19 protein-coding genes and 2 tRNA genes are annotated in these 20,783 nt (G+C 65.9%); 7 read left to right on the top strand and 14 right to left on the bottom strand.

What is annotated here, in order from left to right; all coding sequences use genetic code 11:
- Positions 1 to 30: 30 nt before the first annotated feature.
- The 5 genes from GV161_RS24245 to GV161_RS24225 form a co-directional block, all read right to left on the bottom strand.
- Positions 31 to 1,410, bottom strand: a complete 1,380-nt coding sequence (locus GV161_RS24245; RefSeq protein ID WP_152014480.1) for an amino acid ABC transporter permease — start codon at positions 1,408 to 1,410, stop codon at positions 31 to 33.
- 10 nt (positions 1,411 to 1,420) lie between these two features.
- Entirely contained in the window at positions 1,421 to 2,611 is a 1,191-nt protein-coding gene (locus GV161_RS24240) for an amino acid ABC transporter permease (RefSeq protein WP_244624054.1), read from the bottom strand.
- 144 nt (positions 2,612 to 2,755) lie between these two features.
- On the bottom strand, positions 2,756 to 3,778 hold the full coding sequence (locus tag GV161_RS24235) for an amino acid ABC transporter substrate-binding protein (protein WP_152014479.1): 1,023 nt from the start codon (positions 3,776 to 3,778) through the stop codon (positions 2,756 to 2,758).
- A gap of 149 nt (positions 3,779 to 3,927) precedes the next feature.
- Positions 3,928 to 4,947 carry an amino acid ABC transporter substrate-binding protein gene (locus GV161_RS24230; RefSeq protein ID WP_152014478.1) on the bottom strand — a complete coding sequence of 340 codons (1,020 nt, stop codon included), beginning with the start codon at positions 4,945 to 4,947 and terminating at the stop codon, positions 3,928 to 3,930.
- 149 nt (positions 4,948 to 5,096) lie between these two features.
- Complete coding sequence (locus tag GV161_RS24225; RefSeq protein ID WP_193219546.1) at positions 5,097 to 6,110, bottom strand: amino acid ABC transporter substrate-binding protein; 1,014 nt, start codon at positions 6,108 to 6,110, stop codon at positions 5,097 to 5,099.
- A 285-nt stretch (positions 6,111 to 6,395) separates the two neighbouring features.
- Here GV161_RS24225 and metC point away from each other — a divergent pair, with 285 nt between their 5' ends.
- Positions 6,396 to 7,586 carry a cystathionine beta-lyase gene (gene metC / locus GV161_RS24220; RefSeq protein ID WP_152014476.1) on the top strand — a complete coding sequence of 397 codons (1,191 nt, stop codon included), beginning with the start codon at positions 6,396 to 6,398 and terminating at the stop codon, positions 7,584 to 7,586.
- 11 nt (positions 7,587 to 7,597) lie between these two features.
- The gene (locus tag GV161_RS24215; protein WP_152014475.1) at positions 7,598 to 8,305 is read left to right on the top strand and encodes a transporter substrate-binding domain-containing protein; all 708 of its coding nucleotides are present in this window, start codon (positions 7,598 to 7,600) and stop codon (positions 8,303 to 8,305) included.
- A 9-nt stretch (positions 8,306 to 8,314) separates the two neighbouring features.
- Here GV161_RS24215 and GV161_RS24210 read toward each other — a convergent pair whose 3' ends face one another.
- The 3 genes from GV161_RS24210 to GV161_RS24200 all read right to left on the bottom strand — a co-directional run bounded on the left by GV161_RS24210 (position 8,315) and on the right by GV161_RS24200 (position 11,166).
- Positions 8,315 to 8,659 carry a lipid-A-disaccharide synthase N-terminal domain-containing protein gene (locus GV161_RS24210; protein WP_152014474.1) on the bottom strand — a complete coding sequence of 115 codons (345 nt, stop codon included), beginning with the start codon at positions 8,657 to 8,659 and terminating at the stop codon, positions 8,315 to 8,317.
- The gene (locus GV161_RS24205) at positions 8,659 to 9,411 is read right to left on the bottom strand and encodes a glycosyltransferase family 2 protein (RefSeq protein WP_152014473.1); all 753 of its coding nucleotides are present in this window, start codon (positions 9,409 to 9,411) and stop codon (positions 8,659 to 8,661) included. Before GV161_RS24205 ends, GV161_RS24210 begins: the two co-directional genes overlap by 1 nt.
- A 66-nt stretch (positions 9,412 to 9,477) precedes the next feature.
- Entirely contained in the window at positions 9,478 to 11,166 is a 1,689-nt protein-coding gene (locus tag GV161_RS24200; protein ID WP_244624053.1) for a glycosyltransferase family 39 protein, read from the bottom strand.
- A gap of 308 nt (positions 11,167 to 11,474) precedes the next feature.
- On the opposite strand from GV161_RS24200, the gene GV161_RS24195 reads away from it, so the two are divergent.
- Positions 11,475 to 11,636, top strand: coding sequence for a hypothetical protein (locus GV161_RS24195; protein ID WP_159650392.1), 162 nt, complete (start codon positions 11,475 to 11,477; stop codon positions 11,634 to 11,636).
- Between the two features lie 183 nt (positions 11,637 to 11,819).
- Positions 11,820 to 13,682: a caspase family protein gene (locus GV161_RS24190; RefSeq protein WP_152014471.1), complete on the top strand. Its 1,863-nt coding sequence runs from the start codon at positions 11,820 to 11,822 to the stop codon at positions 13,680 to 13,682.
- 100 nt (positions 13,683 to 13,782) lie between these two features.
- Here GV161_RS24190 and GV161_RS24185 read toward each other — a convergent pair.
- The 5 genes from GV161_RS24185 to GV161_RS24165 form a co-directional block, all read right to left on the bottom strand.
- Positions 13,783 to 13,859: transfer RNA gene (locus tag GV161_RS24185), tRNA-Arg, on the bottom strand.
- A 42-nt stretch (positions 13,860 to 13,901) separates the two neighbouring features.
- Positions 13,902 to 14,207 carry an ETC complex I subunit gene (locus GV161_RS24180; protein WP_152014470.1) on the bottom strand — a complete coding sequence of 102 codons (306 nt, stop codon included), beginning with the start codon at positions 14,205 to 14,207 and terminating at the stop codon, positions 13,902 to 13,904.
- Positions 14,208 to 14,243: 36 nt separating this feature from the next.
- Positions 14,244 to 14,320: transfer RNA gene (locus GV161_RS24175), tRNA-Pro, on the bottom strand.
- Between the two features lie 123 nt (positions 14,321 to 14,443).
- Positions 14,444 to 15,595 carry a Xaa-Pro peptidase family protein gene (locus GV161_RS24170; protein WP_152014469.1) on the bottom strand — a complete coding sequence of 384 codons (1,152 nt, stop codon included), beginning with the start codon at positions 15,593 to 15,595 and terminating at the stop codon, positions 14,444 to 14,446.
- Positions 15,596 to 15,609: 14 nt separating this feature from the next.
- On the bottom strand, positions 15,610 to 16,404 hold the full coding sequence (locus tag GV161_RS24165; protein ID WP_152014468.1) for a transporter substrate-binding domain-containing protein: 795 nt from the start codon (positions 16,402 to 16,404) through the stop codon (positions 15,610 to 15,612).
- 159 nt (positions 16,405 to 16,563) lie between these two features.
- Between GV161_RS24165 and GV161_RS24160 the strand changes: the two genes are divergently transcribed.
- Positions 16,564 to 17,280, top strand: a complete 717-nt coding sequence (locus tag GV161_RS24160; protein WP_159650391.1) for an IclR family transcriptional regulator — start codon at positions 16,564 to 16,566, stop codon at positions 17,278 to 17,280.
- A gap of 91 nt (positions 17,281 to 17,371) precedes the next feature.
- On the opposite strand, the gene GV161_RS24155 is transcribed toward GV161_RS24160, so the two are convergent.
- A complete protein-coding gene (locus GV161_RS24155; RefSeq protein WP_152014466.1) occupies positions 17,372 to 17,857 on the bottom strand; it encodes a DUF192 domain-containing protein in 486 nt (161 codons plus the stop codon).
- A 282-nt stretch (positions 17,858 to 18,139) separates the two neighbouring features.
- On the opposite strand from GV161_RS24155, the gene GV161_RS24150 reads away from it, so the two are divergent.
- Together GV161_RS24150 and GV161_RS24145 are read left to right on the top strand one after the other, a co-directional pair.
- Complete coding sequence (locus tag GV161_RS24150) at positions 18,140 to 20,044, top strand: hypothetical protein (protein WP_152014465.1); 1,905 nt, start codon at positions 18,140 to 18,142, stop codon at positions 20,042 to 20,044.
- Between the two features lie 106 nt (positions 20,045 to 20,150).
- Positions 20,151 to 20,738: a CatB-related O-acetyltransferase gene (locus GV161_RS24145; protein WP_244624110.1), complete on the top strand. Its 588-nt coding sequence runs from the start codon at positions 20,151 to 20,153 to the stop codon at positions 20,736 to 20,738.
- Positions 20,739 to 20,783: the final 45 nt, after the last annotated feature.

The raw sequence follows: 20,783 nt of genomic DNA, 5'->3' as shown, positions 1-20,783 counted from the left end.
GGTTTCTGCCATAGCCATGATTTGATCCCCTCAACGCTTCTGGCCGGCGGCGAGCCGCTTCTCGACCGCGATCGAGTAGCGAGACATGCCCCAGCAACACAGGAAATAGAAAACCGCAGCGAATGCATAGCCCGTCGCGCGGGTGGTCGGCGTCGCCCAGGTCGGATCGACCAAGGTCGCCTCGATGGTGCGCAGGAAGTCGAAGATGCCGACGATGGTGACCAGCGTCGTGTCCTTGAACAGCCCGATGAAGGTGTTGACGATGCCCGGGATCACGATCCGCAGCGCCTGGGGCAGGATGATCAACCGCATCATGCTCCAATAGCCGAGGCCGAGCGACATCGCGCCCTCGTACTGGCCCTTGGGCATGGCCTGCAGGCCGCCGCGCACCACCTCCGCCATATAGGCGGCAGCGAAGAGCGCGACGCCGACAAGCGGGCGCAGCAGCCGGTCCGGCGAATATTCCTGCGGCACGAACAGCGGCAGCATGGTGTTGGCCATGAACAGCACGGTGATCAGCGGCACGCCGCGGACGAACTCGATGAAGATCACCGAGAGCAGCTGGATGATCGGCAGCTTGGAGCGCCGGCCGAGCGCCAGGACCACGCCGAGCGGCAGCGAGAAGACGATGCCGACCGCCGCGATCAGGAAGGTCACGGTCATGCCGCCCCAGAGGCCGGTGTCGACCCTGGGCAGACCGGGGCTATTCGCGAGCAGGTTGAGGAGGACGAAGACCGCGAGAGCGAACAGGACGAGCTGTTTAGGCCCGGAGAAGCGCTTCCAGGTCGGCAACTCCCGGACCACACCGACCGCGGCCTCGCCAATGTAGAAGCTGACAAGCTGCGGCACGAATGACAGCACGACATAGAGCGCCGCGAGCACCAGCGTCACCGTCAGGCAGAAGCCAAGGAAGCGCTCGGCGCCAGGGCCGCCGAGCAGCAGCACATAAGCCGAGATCGGCAGCAGCACGAAGAAGAAGAAGATGCCGAGCTTCTTCTTCGGCGCGTTCGTCCACAGCAGCCAGACCACGCCGAGCGCGAACATGGCGAAGACGATGTTCACGCGCCAGCGCTGCGCGATCGGATAGGAGCCATAGATGAAGTACTGGAAGCGATCGGCGATATAGGCCCAGCAGGCGCCCACGGGCCGGCCGACCTTGTCGGCGAGGCAGGCGTCGCGGCTGGTGCCGGACCAGACCGCATCGAGGAAATAGAACCTGATCATCCCTGGCACCGTATCGATGACGAGATAGAGGCAGATCAGAGTCAGCGCGATGTTGAGCGGGCTGGAGAGCAGATGCTGCCTGACCCAGGCGAGCGGCCCGGCGACGGAGAGCGGCGCCGGCTGCTGCTCCAGCGTTTCCTTGCGGACGAAGGCGAAGGGGGCCATTTCGGTGGTTGCGTCGGTCATTGTGGCGCCCTCACCGTTCCACCAGCGCCATGCGCTTGTTGTAGATGTTCATGAACAGAGACGTGACCAGCGAGATGGTCAGATAGACCGCCATGGTGATGGCGACGACCTCGACTGCCTGGCCGGTCTGGTTCAGCACCGTGCCGGTGAAGACCTGGACGAGATCGGGATAGCCGATCGCGACCGCGAGCGAGGAGTTCTTGGTCAGGTTGAGATAGTTCGAGGTCAGCGGCGGGATGATCACGCGCATCGCCTGCGGAATGACGACGAGCTTGAGCGTCGGCCCCGCTCGTAGGCCGAGCGCATTGGCCGCCTCGGTCTGACCTTTGGATACAGCGAGGATGCCGGCACGGACCACTTCGGCGATGAAGCCGGCGGTGTAGGTCGTGAGGCCGACCAGCAATGCGACGAACTCCGGGAAGATCTGGATGCCGCCGCGCAGGTTGAAGCCGGCAAGCTCGGGATAGACGAAGGTGATCGGCCGACCGGTGACGAAATAGACCAGCGTCGGCAGGACGATGATCAAGCCGAGGGCGACGAGGCCGATGGGATATTGCTTGCCGGTCGCGGCCTGCTGCTTGCGGGCCCAGGACCGGAACACGAAGGTGGCGACGAGGCCGATCAGGAACGCCCAGATGATCAGGTTGCCGCCGGGCCCGAACTGCGGATCGGGAACGTAGAGCCCGCGGTTGTTGAGCAGGAAACCGGCCGGCAGCACGATCGACTGGCGCGGGTTGGGCAGCGGCTTCAGCACCGCATTGTACCAGAAGAACAGCTGCAGCAGCAGCGGCACGTTGCGGATGACCTCGACATAGATCATCGCGATCTTCGAGACGATCCAGTTGCTCGACAGCCGGGCGACGCCAACGAAAAAGCCGAGGAAGGTCGCCAGCACAATGCCGATCGAGGCGACGAGCAACGTGTTCAGCAGGCCGACCCAGAAGGCGCGGCCATAAGTGCCGGTCGAGGCGTCGTAGGGGATCAGCTTCTGGTTGATGTCGAAGCCGGAGGCGTTGTGCCAGAAGCCAAAGCCGGACGCGATCTTCTGAGCCCGCAGGTTCTCGATCGCGTTCGAGGCTGCGGACCAGATCAGGAAGCCCACCACGGCGAGCAACAGGAACTGATAGACATAGCCCCGGATCTTCGGGTCGTAGAGCAGCGAGGCCTTGCCCGGCTTGATCTCTGCGGAAGTGGTCGACACGTCTGACGCCCTTTTCGAGTGTTGGCGACCGAGGGTCCGGCAGCGACCCGAGAGGGTCACTGCCGGCCGGTATTCTTATCCGGTTCGCCGGAACAAGACAGCTTCAAGGATCAATGCGCAGTGGATGCCGCGCATTGGTGGTTCTCAGCGGATCGGCGGCGCGTATTGCAGCCCGCCCTTGCTCCAGAGCGCGTTCTGGCCGCGCGCAATCTTGAGGAGCGAGCCAGAGCCGACATTGCGCTCGAAGCTCTCGCCGTAGTTCCCGACGTGCTTGATGATCCGATAGGCCCAATCATTGGTCAGGCCCATCGGCTCGCCGAACTTGCCTTCGGTCCCGACGAAACGCTTGATCTCCGGATTGTCGGATTTGAGCATTTCGTCGGCATTGGCCTTGGTGATGCCCAGTTCCTCGGCATTGACCATAGCGAAGAGCGACCACTTGACGATATCGAGCCAGACATCGTCGCCATGGCGCACGACCGGACCGAGCGGTTCCTTCGAGATGATTTCCGGCAACACCATGTGGTCGTCCGGAGTCGAGAGGGTCAGGCGCTCGGCGTAAAGGCCCGAGGCGTCAGTGGTAAAGGCGTCGCAGCGGCCGGCCTCATAGGCCTTGACCGTCTCCTGGTTGGAGGCGAAGGCGACGACCTCGTACTTGATCTTGTTGCTGCGGAAATAGTCCGCGAGGTTGAGTTCGGTCGTGGTGCCCTGCTGGGTGCAGATCGAGGCGCCGGCGAGCTTCAGCACGGAATCGACGCCGAGCTTCTTGCGCACCATGAAGCCCTGGCCGTCGTAGTAATTGACGCCGGCGAAGTTCAAGCCGAGCGCGGTGTCGCGCGAGAGCGTCCAGGTCGTCGTGCGCGACAGCAGATCGACCTCGCCCGACTGCAGCGAGGTGAAGCGGTCCTTGGCCGAGAGCGGGATGAACTTGACCTTGGTCGGATCGTTGAAGACGGCCGCGGCGACGGCGCGGCAGACGTCGACGTCCATGCCGCTCCAGTTACCCTGCTGATCAGGGATGCCGAAACCGGCGAGACCCGTACCGGAGCCGCAATGCAGGATGCCGCGATTCTTGACCTGCGCCAGAGTAGGCGACTGGGCTAGCGCTCCGCTCGCGCATATGGCGGCGGAGACGGCGATGAGCGCCGCGCCAATGATCTGTTTCATTGTTGTTGTCCCCTGTTTGGCGGAACGGGTTTTCCCGCTCTCGGTTAGCTAGCAAGCTCCAGGCCAGTCCCCACCGGCCGCCTCCTCCTTTCCCACTCTCCCTGACAAAACCACCGCGCCGATCCGTCGGCGCCTACGCCGCCAGAACCTCACCGGATCGGCGGCGCGTACTGCAAGCCCCCCTTGGTCCAGAGCGCGTTCTGGCCGCGCGACATCCTCAGCACCGAGCGGCTGCCGACCGTGCGTTCGAAGCTCTCGCCGTAATTGCCGATATGCTTGACGATCCGGTAGGCCCAGTCGGCCGTCAGGCCGAGGCCTTCGCCGAACTTGCCGTCGATGCCGAGCAGGCGCCGGATCTCCGGGTTGGTCGAGCCCCGCATCTGGTCGACATTGGCCTTGGTCACGCCGAGCTCCTCGGCGTTCAACATGGCGAAATGGACCCAGCGCACCAGCTTGAACCATTGCGAATCGTTGTCGCGGGTCAGCGGGCCGAGCGGCTCCTTCGAGATGATCTCGACGAGGACCATGTGGTCGTCCGGCGCCGTCAGCTTCAGGCGCTCGGAATAGAGCGACGAGGCGTCCGTGGTGAAGGCGTCGCAGCGACCGGCATCGTAGGCCTTCAACGTCTCCGGACCGGTGTCGAAGGACACGATCGTGTGGCGCAGATTATTGGTCTTGAAGAAGTCGACGAGATTGAGCTCGGTCGTCGTGCCACGCTGCACGCAGATCGAGGCGCCGGCCAGCTGCATCACCGACATGACGCCGAGCTTGCGGCGCACCATCAGGCCCTGCCCATCGTAATAGTTGACGTTGGTGAAGAGCAGGCCGGGCGGGGTGTCGTTGCTGATCGTCCAGGTCGAATTGCGCACGAGCACGTCGACCTCGCTGGCCAGGAGCGCCTTGAAGCGGTCATTGGCCGAGAGCGGGATGAACTTCACCTTGCTCGGATCATTGAAGATCGCCGCGGCGATGGCGCGGCAATACTCGACGTCGAGGCCGCTCCAGTTGCCCTGCGGATCAGGCGCGCCGAAGCCGATCAGGCCGGTGTTGGAGCCACAGTTCAGGACGCCCCTGCTCTTGATCTGAGCGAGGGTCTGCTGCGCTTGCGCGCTCGCGGAGCCGAACAACGCCGCGACGGCGAACAGTGCCGCGCTGATGATCCTGATCATGCATGTCCCCTGTCTGGCGGAACGGGTTCGTCCCGTTCTCGGTCGGTGGGCGGGCGGGCCGTGACCGGCACGGCCCCGCAAGCCACCTTGTCCAGTGCCCTGGAAAAGAATCGGGGCGGACGCTGAAAGCGCCCGCCCCGCTTGGGCTTTTAGCGAACCGGCGGCGCGTATTGCAGGCCGCCCTTCGTCCACAGCGCGTTCTGGCCGCGGGCGATCTTCAGCAGCGAACCCTGGCCGACCGTGCGCTCGAAGCTCTCGCCATAATTGCCGACATGCTTGATGATCCGGTAGGCCCAGTCCGTCGTCAGGCCGATGCTCTCGCCGAACTTGCCCTCGGTGCCGAGCAGGCGCTTGATCTCCGGATTGCTGGATTTCAGCATCTCGTCGACATTGGCCTTGGTCACGCCGAGTTCCTCAGCGTTGAGCATGGCATAGTGGACCCACTTGATGAGGCCGAACCACTGGGCGTCGGTGTTGCGGGTCGCCGGTCCGAGCGGCTCCTTCGAGATGATCTCGGGCAGGACCATGTGATCGTCCGGAGCCGTCAGCTTCAGGCGCTCGGCATAGAGGCCCGAAGCGTCGGTGGTGAAGGCATCGCAGCGGCCGGAGTCATAGGCCTTGACCGTCTCGTCCGAGGTGGCGAAGGCGACGACTTCGTATTTCAGGTTGTTGGCGCGGAAGAAGTCGGCGAGGTTGAGTTCGGTCGTGGTGCCCTGCTGGGTGCAGACCGAGGCGCCATTGAGCTGCATGGCCGAGGTCACGCCGAGCTTCTTGCGGACCAGGAAGCCCTGACCGTCATAATAGTTGACGCCGGTGAACTGCAGGCCGAGCGCGGTGTCACGCGACATCGTCCAGGTCGAGTTGCGCACGAGCACATCGACCTCGCCCGACTGCAGGGCCGTGAAGCGGTCCTTGGCCGAGAGCGGGATGAACTTCACCTTGGCCGGGTCGTTGAAGATCGTAGCGGAGATGGCGCGGCAGAACTCGACGTCGAGGCCGGTCCAGTTGCCCTGCGCATCCGGCACGCCGAAACCGGCGAGGCCGGTATTGGAACCGCAGTTCAGGATGCCACGGCTCTTCACTTGACTAAGGGTCTGCGGCGCCTGCGCCTGTGCGCTCGCCGCCGCCAGCGCGAAGCCGAACCCGGCGACCGCGGCTGCCATGAATTTCTTCATATCGATTTCTCCCGTTGATGGCCCTGCCGGCGTTTGCCAGCCGGAACGTGCCGGTCCCCTCGCATCGTCGCGACTTGCTGCCCCGTTCGATGCCCAAAACTTATGCGAAGTTCGGCGCTGGCCGATTGCCAGAGCCATGCATGAGCGTCAAGCAAGGGCAGCTGGTATATCTGCCTCTTTTCACGGCCAACATCACATGCGACTTTCGGGGGGTGGTCAAGTGCGGCCACAACCTGCCCCATCCCGATCCCGCCCAGGCTCGTCTCCCGCCCCATGAAAAAGCTGTCCAAGCCCGAATTCGCGCGGCTGCGCGAGAAGACCCGCCTTGCCCTCGCCGGCCGCGACCCGTCCGACAGCTATGGCTTCGTCAACCCGCCGATCGTCCGCGGCTCGACGGTGGTCTACCCGAACACCGAGGATTTCCTCGTCCGCAAGGCGCGCTACAGCTACGGCACGTCGGGCAGCCCGACCATCGACGCGCTGCTTGCCGCCGCCGACACGATGGAGGGTGGCGCCGGCGTCCTCGCCTGCTCGTCCGGTCTGCTCGCCTGCACCTTGCCCACCCTCGCCTTCCTGAGGGCGGGCGACCACTTCCTCGTAACCGACAGCGTCTACCATCCGATGCGCAATTTCTGCGACCGGATGCTGCCGCGCTACGGTGTCGAGGTCACCTATTACGATCCGCTCATCGGCGAAGGCATCGCGGAGCTGTTCAAGCCGAACACAAGGGCGGTCTGGACGGAGTCGCCGGGTTCACAGACCCTGGAGGTCCAGGACATCCCCGCGATCGTGGCCGCGGCGCATGCCCGCGACATCATGGTGATGATGGACAACACCTGGGCGACACCGCTCTTCTTCGATGCGCACAAGTTCGGCGTCGACGTCTCGGTCCAGGCCGGGACGAAATACTATGCCGGGCATTCCGACGTGCTGATCGGCACGGTGTCGGCCCGCACGCCGGAGCACTATGCCCAGCTCAAGCTAACCTGGGACGCGCTCGGCGTGATCATCGCCGCCGAGGACGCCTATCTGACGCTGCGTGGCATCCGGACCCTGGCCGTCAGGCTAAAGGAACAGCAACCTGCCGGGCTGGAAATGGCGCGCTGGCTGGCCGCGCGCCCTGAGGTCGCCCGTGTGATCCATCCCGCGCTGCCCAGCGATCCCGGCCACGCCCTCTGGAAGCGCGATTTCACCGGCGCCTGCTCGCTGTTCTCCATCGAGCTCGAACCCGTCTCGATGAAGGCGGTGGCCGCCCTGCTCGACGGGCTCGCCTTGTTCGGCATGGGCGCATCCTGGGGCGGCTATGAGAGCCTTGTCCTGCCCTTCGACTGCAAGCGCTATCGCACCGCGACCAAGCCCGGGTTCAAGGGCCCGACGATCCGTCTCCATATCGGGCTGGAGGATCTGGAGGACCTGAAGGAGGATCTCGACGCCGGCTTCACGCGGCTGAGGGCGGCGAGCTGAGCACCGCCTCGATGTCGGAACGGCCGATCGTCTTCGCCTATCTCGACGAGCCGCCCTTCTGCTGGCCGGCAGCTGGCGGCACTGCGCAAGGCTGCGACGTCGAGCTGGTGGCGGCGGCTTTTCGGGCCCTCGACATCACGGAGTTCGAGCAGCAGCTGACGACCTTCGCCGAGCTGCTGCCTGGGCTCGCCAGCGGACGCTGGACGCTCACGACACCGCTTTTCATAACAGCCGAGCGCCGGCGGCTCGTCGATTTCGGCCGCCCTGTCTGGGCGCTTGCCGACGGGTTGCTGGTCCGGTCAGCCGATCATGAGCGGCTGACCGGCTATCGCGCCATCGCGGTGGCCGGCGCCCGCCTCGTCGTCGTCGGTGGGCAGGTTCAGGAGCAAGCCGGGCTCGCTGCCGGCATTGCGCCGGAGCGGATGATCCGCGTCGCGACACAGGAAGAGGCCGTAGCAGCGGTCAGGACTGGCCAGGCCGACGCCTATGCCAGTGTCAGCATGGCCCATCGCGGCTATCTCGCCCGCGAGCCCGATGCAGAATTGGCGATTGTCAAAGTACCAGACAGCGAAAGCACGCCAGCTGCCGGAGCCTTCGCCTTCGGCAAGCAGCACGCCGCGCTGCGGGAGCGCCTCAATACCGCCCTCGAAAGCCTCATTGGCAGCGGCTGGCACCGCACAATGATGGTGCGCCACGGCTTCCTTGCCGGTGAATACTAACGTCTCGCCTCAGCCTGGCCCGGAATTCGTGTCCTCGCCGCGTGCCTTCGCCCGCAGCACGAATTGCAGGTTGCGCAGGTAGACGAACACGCCGAAGCCCTGCCCGAGGATGAAGACCGGGTCGCGGCGGTAGAGCGCGTAGATCAGGAGCAGCATGCCGCCGCCGATCGAGAACCACCAGAAAGTCATCGGCACGACCGAGCGCTGCGCCTTCTCGCTGGCGAGCCACTGCACCACGAAGCGCATGGTGAACAGGCCCTGCGCGACCACGCCGAGCAGCACCCACCAATCGACATTGTTGACGAAGACGTCGTGGAAATAGTTCCCGATCATGTTCTGCAGGTCGATGAGCATCAGCGCGCCTCCGTCACGATCTGCGGCACGCGCTTGCGGCGCCTGATCAGCCACCAGACCCCGACAAGATCGAGGATGCCCACCCAGAGCCGGTCGAAGAAACCATAGTTCGAGACACCGGTGAGGCGCTGGCGGTCGCGCACCTCGTGGTGCAGGACGGCGAAGCCTTCGCGCACGACGAGCGCCGGCATGAAGCGGTGCAGCGCGTCGAAATAGGGCAGCGCCAGATACATCTCGCGCCGGAAACATTTCAGGCCGCAGCCGGTGTCGCGCGTGCCATCCTTGAGGATGGCGCCGCGGACCTTGTTGGCGATGCGCGATTGCATGCGCTTGAAGCCGGTGTCCTTGCGGCCGACGCGCTGGCCCTGGACCAGGCCGGCCGAGGGACCGGCCGCCTCGATCTGCGCCAGCATCGCCGGGATGAAGGCCGGGTCGTTCTGGCCGTCACCGTCGAGCGTCGCGACGATCGGCGCCCTTGCCGCCCTCACCCCGCTGCGCACCGCTGCCGACTGGCCGCAGGACTGGACATGACGGACGACCCGCAACCAGGGCCGTGTCAGTGCGAGATCGGCGAGCGCCGCGGCGGTGCCGTCGCTCGAGCCGTCATCGACATAGACCAGCTCGAAGGCGCCGATGCCGGCGCAGGCCGTCTCGATATCGCGGACGAGCGGGGCGATATTGCCCTGCTCGTTGCGGACAGGCACGACGATGCTGAGCCGGGGCTGGCCGTCTGAAGGCACGGGTTCGGTCACGGATTGAAGTCTTTCTGCATTGCGGCGCGCAAACTGCGTCAAGCGTCGCGACGGGGCAAGCGCCGATCACTCACGGACATAGACGCTCATCTCGAGGCGCTTGCCGCCATTGAGGTTGAAGCCGGCGACCGTGGTCAGCAGCCGCGGCGCGGCGCTCGAGGCGGCAAGCCCCTGCCGGAAACCGTCGAGGAAACGGCTCTCGACCAGTGCGACCCGGCAGCCTGGCTCGCGCAGGAAGGTAGCGGCGGTGCTGCCGTCCGCCCCCATGCGCAGATTGGTGCCGACCAGGAAGACGAGGCTCGGCTCGCGATAGCCGACGGTCATGACCTCGGGATTCGCGCAGGTGACGGCCTGCACTGCCTCGGCCAGCCGCGGCGAGAGCTTGAGGCCGCGCAGGCTTGGCGCTGCCAGGCCGTAGACGCCGGCTCCAAGCAGCAGACTCGCGACCACGCCACGCCAGAGTGCGCCCTCGAAGGCGCCCGCGCGGAACGCCAGGAAGCTGCGGAAGGCGACGATCAGCGCCAGCGCCAGCACCGGCAAAGCGAGCCAGGGCAAGGTCCTGTCGAGCGTCCAGGTGCCGTAGAGCAGCACGCCGACCAGCGCCGCCGGCACGGCAACGACGAGGAAAGCCGTCAGGTCGGAACCACGGCGGAAGCGATTGATGCCGCCATTGACCAGAGCGAGCAGGAGCAGCGCCGTGATCGCCGGATAGAGCGGCAGCACGTAATGCGGCAACTTGGTCGGTACCGCCTCGAAGACGATCCAGGACGGCACGATCCAGGCGAGGAGGAACAGGATCTGCGGCTCACGGCGCTTCACCCAGGCGAAGGGGATCGCCATCGCCGCCAGCGCAGCCGCGGGCCAATAAGTGCCGAAGAACAGCAGCAGATAGAGGCCGGGCGGCCCCCAATGCTTCTCCTGCCCCTCGCCGACCTTGGCGAGCATGTCCTTGCCGACGCTCTCGGCGAAGAAATCGCCGCCGGTCTTGATCGCGATGGCGACGAACCAGGGGAGCACCACGACGAGGCAAAGCAGCAGGCCGAGCCCCGGACGCAGCGGCGCGAACCAGCGCAGCGAACGCTCGCGGAGGCTGAGCACGATCACCGCCAGGCCCCAGACCATCGGTACGATCGGCCCCTTGAGCAGCAGGCCGAGCGCCGTCGCCGACCAGAACACCAGCCAGTTGTGGCGGCTCGGCACGAAGGCGAGCGAGCGAGTCCAGTCGAGCCAGGCGCGGGCGAGCGCGCCCATGGTCGCGACCGCACAGGCTGCGAGCAGCGCGTCGGTCTTGGCGAAGCGCGCCTCGACGCCGAGCAGCACGGCCGCAGCCATGAGGGCTCCACCGAGAAGAGCGAGACGGGCGCCGACGAAGGCGAGCAGCGCCCAGTAGGTCAGCAGCACGGTCGCGACCGCGCCGATGAGCGAGGGCAGCCGATAGAGCCACATCGTGGTCCGGGCCTGCGGCACGCCGAGCGCCTCGCCGGCGGCGACGCTTGCCGCCTGCAGCCAGTAGATGCCGACCGGCTTCTTGTGCCTCGCCTCGTCCTGGAAGCGGATATCGACGAAGTCGCGCGTCTCCAGCATCTGCTTGCTGGCCTGGGCGAAGCGGGGCTCGTCGCGGTCGAAAGGCTGCAGGCTGGCGAAGCCCGGCAGGAACGCCGCCAGCGACAACAGGACGAGCAGCAGGCAGGCGCGCCGATGGCTCGCGGACGCGAAGCTAGCGAGCCGGTCGAGACCGGAGCCGAGCGAGATCATCGACACTCCTTGTGGCCGAACCATGCATGGCCCGCCCCTTGCGGGTAGCGGACCGGCGAACAGGCAATCGGGTTGGCCGCGGCGCGTTTACGGCCTCGCATCGCTCGCGGCAAGCGCGCAGGCGCAATCCGTGGTGACGCGGGTCGGCACGTCCGAACCTGGCAGGCTCGCATTCGAGGCCAAGTTTGTCCTGAACATGGCGAAACGCGCGAAGGAACCCCAGATTGCGCCGGGGGTTGCTTGTGCGCACGGCGCGCCGGACGCCCGCGAGATCGTACACGCAGCAGGAAGGCAGGAGCACGATGAAGATGCCAATCGCCGTTCACACCGATGAAGACTATGAGCGCGCCCAGCAGCGCGTGACCGAGCTCAACGCCGCGCCCGACAGCAAGGACAAGGAGCGCGAGCTGGAAGCCCTGGCAGACGCCATGCTCGCCTTCGAGCTGCGCCGCGACGAGGCGGAGGACTGAAGCGGCGAGGCATCGACACCCCCTCTGAACTGAAGCCGGCGCAGACCTCATTTGTGTCATCGCCGACCCGCGGCACGCTCGCCAAAGCAGAATTTGCCACTTAATATCTGCAGCATTCGTCTTCACAGCAGCCTACTCTGCCCCAGCCTATGTGGCAGCCGAGCTTAGGTGATCCAGGACGCGATGAGCAGGCGCCACCATCATTCGAGCATGATCACGGCTCGAATCTTCACCCTTCTTGCGTTGATGCTCGGCTTTGCCGTGCCACCCGCCACGGCGGAGCCGTCACGCATCCTGGACGACAATTCGGATTCGATCGCGGTGGTAATCGGCAACCGCGACTACAAGCAGACCAGCACGGTCGACTTTGCCCATAACGATGCCGAGGCGATCCGCGACTATCTCGTCCGCGGGCTGCGCTTCCGCGAGCAGAACGTCTTCCTCTTGAAGGATGCGACGCTCGGCGAACTCACCCAGATGTTCGGCAGCGAGGCCAATCCGCAGGGCGGCAAGCTCTGGCGCAGCGCAGTCGAGGGCCGCTCCAACGTCTTCGTCTATTATTCCGGCCATGGCGTGCCGGATATTGCGACGCGGCAGCCCTTCCTGCTGCCACAGGACGGTAACCCCAACGCCAGCGAGAGCGGCTACGCGCTTCAGACGCTGTATCGAAACCTCGAACTGGTCCGCCAGAAAATTGGGGCCCAGCGGCAGTTGATCGTGATGATCGACGCCTGCTTCACCGGCGAGACCGGCCGCAAGGGGGAAAGCCTGCTGGCGGTATCCGCGCCGGGCTTCACGCCGGCCAAGCCGCGCAGCGGCGGCGGCATCGTCAAGCTTGTCGCAACCTCTGGCACGACCCCGGCCAATTGGGACACTAACCAGAACCTCGGTCTGTTCACCAGCCGCTTCCTGATGGGCGCGGCCGGGCTGGCGCAGGCTGGCAGCGACAGGCGGATCGGCTGGACCGAGCTGCAATCCTATGTCGTCCGCGAGGTCGAGATGGTCGCGCGGCGCGACAGCGGGCGCGAGCAGAAGCCCGAATTCGACACCGCCAGCCTGTCGCTGCCGATCGTCGAGCCGTCGGCCACGATCCGCCGCAGCTTCGAGAGCGCACAGGACGAAGCGCGCTGGCGCAGCGCGACGGCGGACGGCTCGCGCGAGGCCCTCGAACGCTATGTCGCGCAATGCACGGCCCCCTGCGCCTATCGACAGCAGGCGATTGATCGACTGCTGCAGCGGCAGCGCGATGCCGAGGCGACCAAAGATGACGAGAGCTGGCGGCAGTTCAGCGCCGAGGGCAAATACCAAGCCTATCTCGACGCCTGCAACCGGATCTGTGCCTACCGACAATTGGCGCTCGGCTATCTCGGCAAGGATCCGATCGCAGCGGCCGCGCCGGAGGGCACGCAAGCGAAGCCGCAAGTACTCGCAGCAACACCACAGCCGACCGTGACCAGCAATCCGGCCCGGGCCCTCGCCGAAGCGAAGGCGGCGGGAACGATCGAAGCGCTGGACCGCTTTCTCAAGCTCTACCCCGAAGGCAAGCTGGCGACGGAAGCTTTTGCCGCACGGGCAGCGCTGGTCCAATCTGCCAGGCAAGCTGGCGCGGGCCGCGCGCCGACCTCAGGCGCCAATGCGCGCTACTCCGCCGGTCAGACGCAAACCGACGCCATGGCTCCGGCAGGCTCCAACCGAACGCCCGGAGTGATCGGGGGAGATATACGCTTGGAGACATGCCGGTCCCAGGGCATCGTCGTGAAGCTCGGGCCCCGTCGTCCGGAAGACCCGAAGAGCGGGTTCCTGTCCGTGCGCTCCGGACCGGGCGGCAGCGGCTACTTCGAGACCGACCGAGTCTACAACGGCGATCTACTGATCATCTGCGACACGATCGGCCCGTGGCACGCGATCATCTACCCGAATCGTGGCCAGTCGCTTCAAGAGTGCCGAGCGCAGCTGAATGTGAAGTCAGCAGGCCCAGCGACTTACTCAGGCTCGTGCCGCTCAGGTTGGGTTCACAAAAATTATGTCGAGATAACCACAAGATAAGCGCGCACCTGCGCGGTGGCGCTCCTGATCACCGTATCGGACCCCGACGGTGCGCGTGGTAGTTTTGCCCCAATCGGAGCAAACAACTTAATGAAAACAGTGGCGAGCCCGACAGGATTCGAACCTGTGACCAGCAGCTTAGAAGGCTGCTGCTCTATCCAGCTGAGCTACGGGCCCTGAAGGGAGCGGCAGATTTGGTGTCCGCCGCTCACTTGAACTTCAATGCGTCCACTGGCCGACGCGGTTGAACTTGAAATTGTCCGAATAGGTCATGGCGCGGCGCTTGGCCTGATGCGGCTGCTCCAAGCGGTAGGCAATGCCGTTGCGCGTCGCATAGGCCACAGCCTCCTCGGCCGTGTCGAACCAGAGCCGGAGCTGACTCTTCATGTCGCCCGACGAGGTCCAGCCCATCAGCGGCTCGATCTCGCGCGGCCGCTCGGGCTCGTATTCCAGCAGCCAGCGGCCGCTCTTGGCCGTGCCGGACTGCATCGCGTTGCGCGCCGGCGAATAGATGCGTGCCGTCATGCTTCCCCTCGCCTTCCGGCAAAGCCCCGTCGAAATTGGTCGGGGCACCAGGATTCGAACCTGGGACCCTCTGCTCCCAAAGCAGATGCGCTACCGGGCTGCGCTATACCCCGAACATCCCTGCAAGTGCATGGAATCACTTGCCGAACTGCCGCAACACCTCGACGAAGCGAAGCGACGCGCTACGCCATAGCATCGAACTGGCAGGATGGAAACAGCTCGTGGCGCCGCAAGGCCTAGACGACGATCAAATCGCGCGAGCTCCGTGTCAGCAATTCGCAGCCGCCCCGGGTGACGAGGACGTTGTCGATGATGCGTGCGCCCAGCCCTTCCTCATGCAGGAAGACCGGCGGCTCGACGCTGACGACCATGCCGGCGCGCAGCGTATAGCGGCTGCCGCCGATCATATGCATCGGTTCACCCCAGCTCGGCGGGAAGCCGGGCGCGAGCCCGTAGCCGGAGGTGTGGACGCGGCCATGCTCGAGGCCGGCCTCGCCGATCACGCGCTTGGCCGCCTCATGCGGCGCGGTCGCAGGCGCTCCATCGCGAATCTCGGCGATGCAAGCGTCGCAGGCGCGACGGGCGACCTCGTAGAGCTCGCGCATCCTGGCGGTCGGCTGGCCGAGGCAGAATTGCCGGCCGAGCGTCGCGGTGTAGCGCCGGACGGTCGCGCCATATTCGACGCTGCCATAGTCGCCGGTTCGCAGCGGGCGTTCGGTCGGCGCGCCATGGCTGTAGCAGGAGCGCTCGCCGGAAACGAGGTTGATCGGGCTCGCAGCCAGGCCGCTGCCACGCGCCAGCAGCGCGCCATAGACCTCGCCAGCGATCTCGAGTTCGCTGCGACCCTGCCGCAGCGCCGCAGCGAAGACCGGGAGCGTCTCGTCCGCGATCGCCGCCGCCCGCCTGATGTAACCGAGCTCGGCCGGCGATTTCACCAGGCTGAGATCATGGACGAGATTGGTCGTCTCGACGAAGGCCACGCCGAAGAGATCGCGGATCGCGCTGTAGTGGTGCGGGTGGAGATAATAGGCCGGCACCTCGACGCCGACGCGACCCGCCAACAGGCCGAGTTCATCGGCAAGGCGCGCGAATCGCAGGATCGGGTCCTCGTTCTCGTTGCCGCCGAAGGTCTCCAACCGGTCGACCAGCGCATCATCGAGTATCTCGGCCCGCTCGCCCTCGCGCGCAATCATCGCCAGCGGCCCGTCGGCCGCCGGGATCAGCAGACACTGGAACTCCTGATAGCTCTTGGCGTCCGAGCCGGTCAGCCAGCGGATCGAGACGGGATGGAAGAGCACGAGCCAGTCCAGCCCCTGCTCCGTCATTACCCGTCGCACTTGGGCACGCCGTTCGGCGAATTCCTCGACCGCGAAGTCGTGCCTCGACATCTTCCGCGCCGTTCTCAGAGCGCCGGCAGCGGCTGCATCGGTCCGCCGAGCCACTTCCTGTGGAGCTCGTCGAGATCGCCGTTCAACGTGCTCTGGAAGATCAGCGTATCGAGCCAGCGCAGCAGGTCTTGCTCGCCGCGCCGGATGGTGATGTGCGCCGGGGCGCGCCGCAGCGCGAACTTGAAGTCGAATTCCTTGCTCGGGTTCTGCTTGGCGAGTTCGACCACGACGACACTGTTGGCCGCGAGCAACTGCGCATGGCCGGCCAGATAGGCCTGCACCGCCGTGGCATTGTCCTCGGTGCGCATGATGTCGGCCGAGGGCGCCAGCGCCGAGAGCACGAGGTCCTCGGTCGTGCCCTTGGCCACGGCGATGCGGCTCTTGCCGAGATCGGTGGCCGATTTCACCGCCAGCGACTTCGCGCCGTAGACCGCGAGCGCGGTATCGGCATAGGGCGCGCTGAACATCACCTGGCGGGCGCGCTCGGCGGTGATCGACATCGCCGCGATGTTCATGTCGGACTTGTCGGTGAGCAGGAACGGAATGCGGCTCGCCGCCGGCACCGGCACGAGCTCCAGCTTCACGCCGAGCGACTTGGCGACCAGCTTGGCCATGTCGACGTCGAAGCCTTCGAGCTCGCGCTTGGCGTTCATCATCCCGAAGGGCGGCACATCGGCGAAGACCGTGATGCGCACCACGCCCTTGGACAGGATGTCGTCGAGCTTGTCCGCATGGGCCTCGAGGCTGGCGATCAGCCCGGTGAACAGGGCAAGGGCGGCAAACAACGTCGATCTGAAACCGCGTGCCATGATGCTCCCCCGATGTTGACTGTTGTTGCCGGCCGCTTCTGCGACCGGATGGCCTGTCGCACCTGCCCTCCCCGGCAGCAGCGGCAATGACCTAGCGGAATGCTATTGGTTTCGTATATGCAGTCAAGCTTCGCTAATAAATCAAACCGGAGAGATCCGATGACGGCCGAGACCGCCGCCGATGCCCGCTCCCGCCCCTATCCGGCGCCCGCTCTGGAAAAAGGCCTGGAGATCATCGAGTTGCTGGCGCTGGCGCAGACACCGCTTTCGGCGCGGGCCATCGCGGAACGGCTCGGGCGCTCGAAGAACGAGATCTTCCGCATGCTGTTCGTGCTGATCGAGCGCGGCTATCTCGACCGCGACCCGGCGACCGACGAGATCGCGCTCAGCAACCGCCTGTTCGAGCTCGGCATGCGGGTGCCGCGCGCCCGCGACCTGGTCGAGGTGGCAACGCCGGCGCTGGAAGCCTTGAGCGAGACAATCGGCCAATCCTCGCATCTGGTCGTGCTGAGCAAGAGCGAGACTGTGGTGATCGTCGCCGTCGCCGGGCCGGGCGACATCAATTTCACGCTGCGGCTGGGCTATCGCCGGCCCGCTTCCGCCTCGACCTCCGGCCAGGTCATCCTCGCCCTCCGGGACGGCGCCGATTCAGATCCCGGGCTGGCGGCGATTGCAGCGGACGGCTTCCTGATCGCCGACAGCCACGACGTCGTCGGCGTGACCGACATCAGCGCGCCAATCCTCGATCGCAAGGGGCAAGCGATCGCCAGTATCGTCGTGCCCTATCTCAACCGGCGCGAAGCCCGCCCGCAGCATCGCGAGGCGCTGGCGGCGTTGCTCGCCACCTGTCGCGCCATTTCCGAAGAGCTGGGCTGAGCCGGAAGCCCGGCCTGGAGCACGCGCCGATCGGGTTGCGTAGCAACCCGATCGGATCACGCGTTCTCTATCAATAAGTTAGAGCCGGATATCAGCGCTTGAACAGCGGGTGCTCGACCTTGTCGCCGGGCTTGATGCCGAGCTTCTCGGCGATACCCGCGTTGAGCTCGAGCACCGAGAGTACCGGCTCGCCCGAGGGAATCGTCCGAGTCGAGAGCGGCTCCGCCCGCTCGGCGACGCGCGCGACCGTGCCGTCGGCGCGAATGAACAGCATGTCGAGCGAGATATAGGTGTTCTGCATCCACATCGCGACTGGCTCGACCTGCTTGAAGTCGAAGAGCATGCCGCGATCGACCGGCATGAACTGGCGGTGCATCAGTCCCCGCGCACGCTGATCGGGCGTACGCATCACCTCGACCTGGAAGGCATGGCGGCCAGAGCTCGTGACGATGGTGAGCGGCTCCATGCCATTGGCAGGCGCATTCTGAGCCCGTGCAGGCTCAGGCAGCATGGCGAAGGCGCCGACGACCAGCACGGCGGCAAAGACGCCCCGCAGCACACGTTCTACAACAGACATCATCGCGCCTCGCGCCCGACAGCCATCCCCGCGGCAGCCTTGCCGCGGCCTCGTGGCGGTTCTGGGGCCAATGGCACGAAGCTGCGCCCCGCCGTCAAGCTTTTCGCCGATCGGCGCCGCTCGCATCTTCCTTTCGCCGCCGCCTTGCGGCAGGGTCTGCGCCGACTTCCCACCGGAAGCGAATTTGCCGCGCCGTCGGCGAATCCGCCTCTGACGCCGCCAATCGGAGCTTGGCCCGGGCTATGCGCTCGCGGGCCTCGACGATGCTTCAGGAGACCATCAATGACGATCTTGTCCGGCCGCCGCCTCGCCAGCTCCCTGCCGCTGCCCACGGCGGGGCTCCTGCTCCTCCTCCTGACGGGCTCAGCTTCCGCCGCCGACTTCCAGCTCGACAATCTGAAGCTCGACTTCGGCAAGTTCGTCGTGTCGATCCCGAAGCTCGACGTGAAGGGCACGCCGCTCGACCGCGACAGCTTCCGCGCGCTGCTATTGTCGGGCACCAGCGCCACCCCGGCCGGCGGCGTGGCCGGTGCGATCGCCGGCGCGAGCCAGGCGGTCCAACCCGGCGAGAGCGCAATCACCCGGCTCGGCAAGCTCACGGCCAGCGAAATCAGCGCCCCGACCCTGGTGATGGAGCAGACGTTCGGCCCGCAGAAGCAGGTCACCACCTATCGCAACATCAAGTTCTTCGACATCAGCGAAGGCCGGATCGGGCGCGGCGAATCGAGCGACGGGTCCATCAAGGTCGAGGGCGCGGCCACCGGCCCGATGAACGGCGAGATCAAGCGCACCAGCTTCGAAGTGCTCGACCTGATGCAGATCGCCCGCATCTTCGGCGAGAAGGCCAAGCCCGGCGAGACCACTGCGCTGCAGCCGATCATCGGCAAGATCGATCAGGACGGCTACGTCCTCGACCTCGGCGAGCAGGGCAAGGTCACCGCCGGCAAGGCCTCGCTGCGTGGTTTCAAGGCGCGCGTCGCCTCTGAGCCGATGGGCGAGCTGCTGACCCGCATCGCCGAGCTCAGCGACGAATCGGAGAAGGCCTCGCGCAATCTCAACAGCAAGGAAGACCCGGCGATCGGCGAGGCGCGCGACCGCAAACTCCTCGTCGCCATGGCCGAGATCTTCGACGCCGTCGACTATGGCAGTGGCGAGGTCCGCGACATCGTGATGGCGCTGAAGACGCCTCCCAAGCCCGGCGCCAAGGCGGAGCCGGTGGACATGCGCTTCTCGCGCATCGCCTTCGGCGAGGACGCCCCTGAGAAGTCAGGCGTTGCCATCGAGGGGCTGCAGTTCGAAGGCAGCGGCGCCAAGGGCGTCATCGGCCTGCTCGGCTATTCCGGCTTCTCGCTGGAAGGTGTCATCCGCGAGGTCAAGGCCGTCGCCAACTCCGCCGTCGACATCAAGACGCTCGACTTCCGCCGCTTCATCCCGAAGCTCGGCACGGTCAAGATGAGCGGCGTGCAGATGAGCGTGCCGCAGGATGGCAAGCGCGGCCGCCCGGCCGGCCCGCCGATCCAGGTCGGCCTCGGCAATTTCGAGCTCAAGGCCGGCGAGCAGCTCAATGGCATCCCGACCGACATGACGCTGACGCTCGACAAGATCACCTTCCCGATCGTCGAGAGCGCCGACAATCCCGCCGCCAAGGACCTGCTGGCGATGGGCTACCGCAATATCGACCTCTCGGCGAAACTTGCGCTGGCCTGGCAGGAGGCGAGCAAGGAGTTCGCTATCCGTACGCTCTCGCTCGGCGGCGCCGGCATGGCCAAGCTCGACGCGACCGGCATGCTCGGCAATATCGGCAAGGAGGTCTTCACCGGTGATATCGCCCTGGCGCAGGTCGCGCTGCTCGGCGCCACCGCGAAGAATGTCGAGCTGAAGCTGCAGAATCTCGGCCTCGCCGAGAAGCTGATCGAGAACGAGGCGAAGAAGTCGAAGCGCAAGGTCGAGGACGTCCGTCGCGAATACGGCATGATGGCAAGCCTCGGCCTCGCGGCCATTCTCGGCCCGTCCGACGGCGCCAAGGCGCTGGCGAACGCGGTCGCCCGCTTCGTCGCCAAGCCGGGTACGCTGACCGTCAAGGCCTCCGCCAAGACGCCAGCCGGTCTCGGCCTCGCCGACGTGATCGCGCTCGGTGAGCCGACGGAGATCTTTGACAAGATCAATGTTGACGCCACGGCGGAGTGAGGTCGGCGCGTTGAGCTCGCCAATCCTGCCTGCTCCGGACGCCGACTGGCGCCCGGGTGCCCTTGCCACCTGGTGGGCCGGTCTCCCGACCGGCCCACGCGGCTTTCTGCGCCGCTGGATCAACCCGCATAACCAGACGCGCCTTCATCTCGCAAATCTGGTGGCGCGCTGGCCGGGCCAGATCACGATCGGCGCCTATTCCTATGGCCGGCCCAAGGTGCGCTTCGCCGAGAGCGGCGCGAAGCTGACGATCGGCCGCTACTGCTCGATCGCCGACGGGGTCGAGATCCTGCTCGGCGGCAACCACCGCACCGAATGGGCGACGACATATCCCTTCCCCGCCATGTCCGGCCTCTGGCCCGACGCCGCGGGCCTGGCCGGCGCCGATGTCTCGCGCGGCGACGTCGTCATCGGCTCCGATGTCTGGCTGGGCTCGCAGGCGCTCATCCTATCCGGCGTCAGCATCGGCCATGGCGCGGTCGTGGCTGCGCGCGCAGTGGTGACCAAGGACGTACCGCCCTATGCGATCGTCGCCGGCAATCCCGCCCGCATCGTGCGCTACCGGATGAGCGAGGAACGCATCGCGGCACTGCTGCACAGCGAATGGTGGCTGCTTCCGGAGGCTGAGATCAGGCGGCTCATTCCGACGCTTCTGTCCGAACGCATCGAGGACCTGCCCGGCGCCACGCCCTAGATAATTTGTCTTTTCGCATTTTCTTCACGCGAACCGGTGCCCACT

Origin of the sequence: Bosea sp. 29B (assembly GCF_902506165.1) — a bacterium.
In the GTDB taxonomy this organism is placed as follows: domain Bacteria; phylum Pseudomonadota; class Alphaproteobacteria; order Rhizobiales; family Beijerinckiaceae; genus Allobosea.
This window is presented reverse-complemented; position numbering and strand designations above follow the sequence as displayed.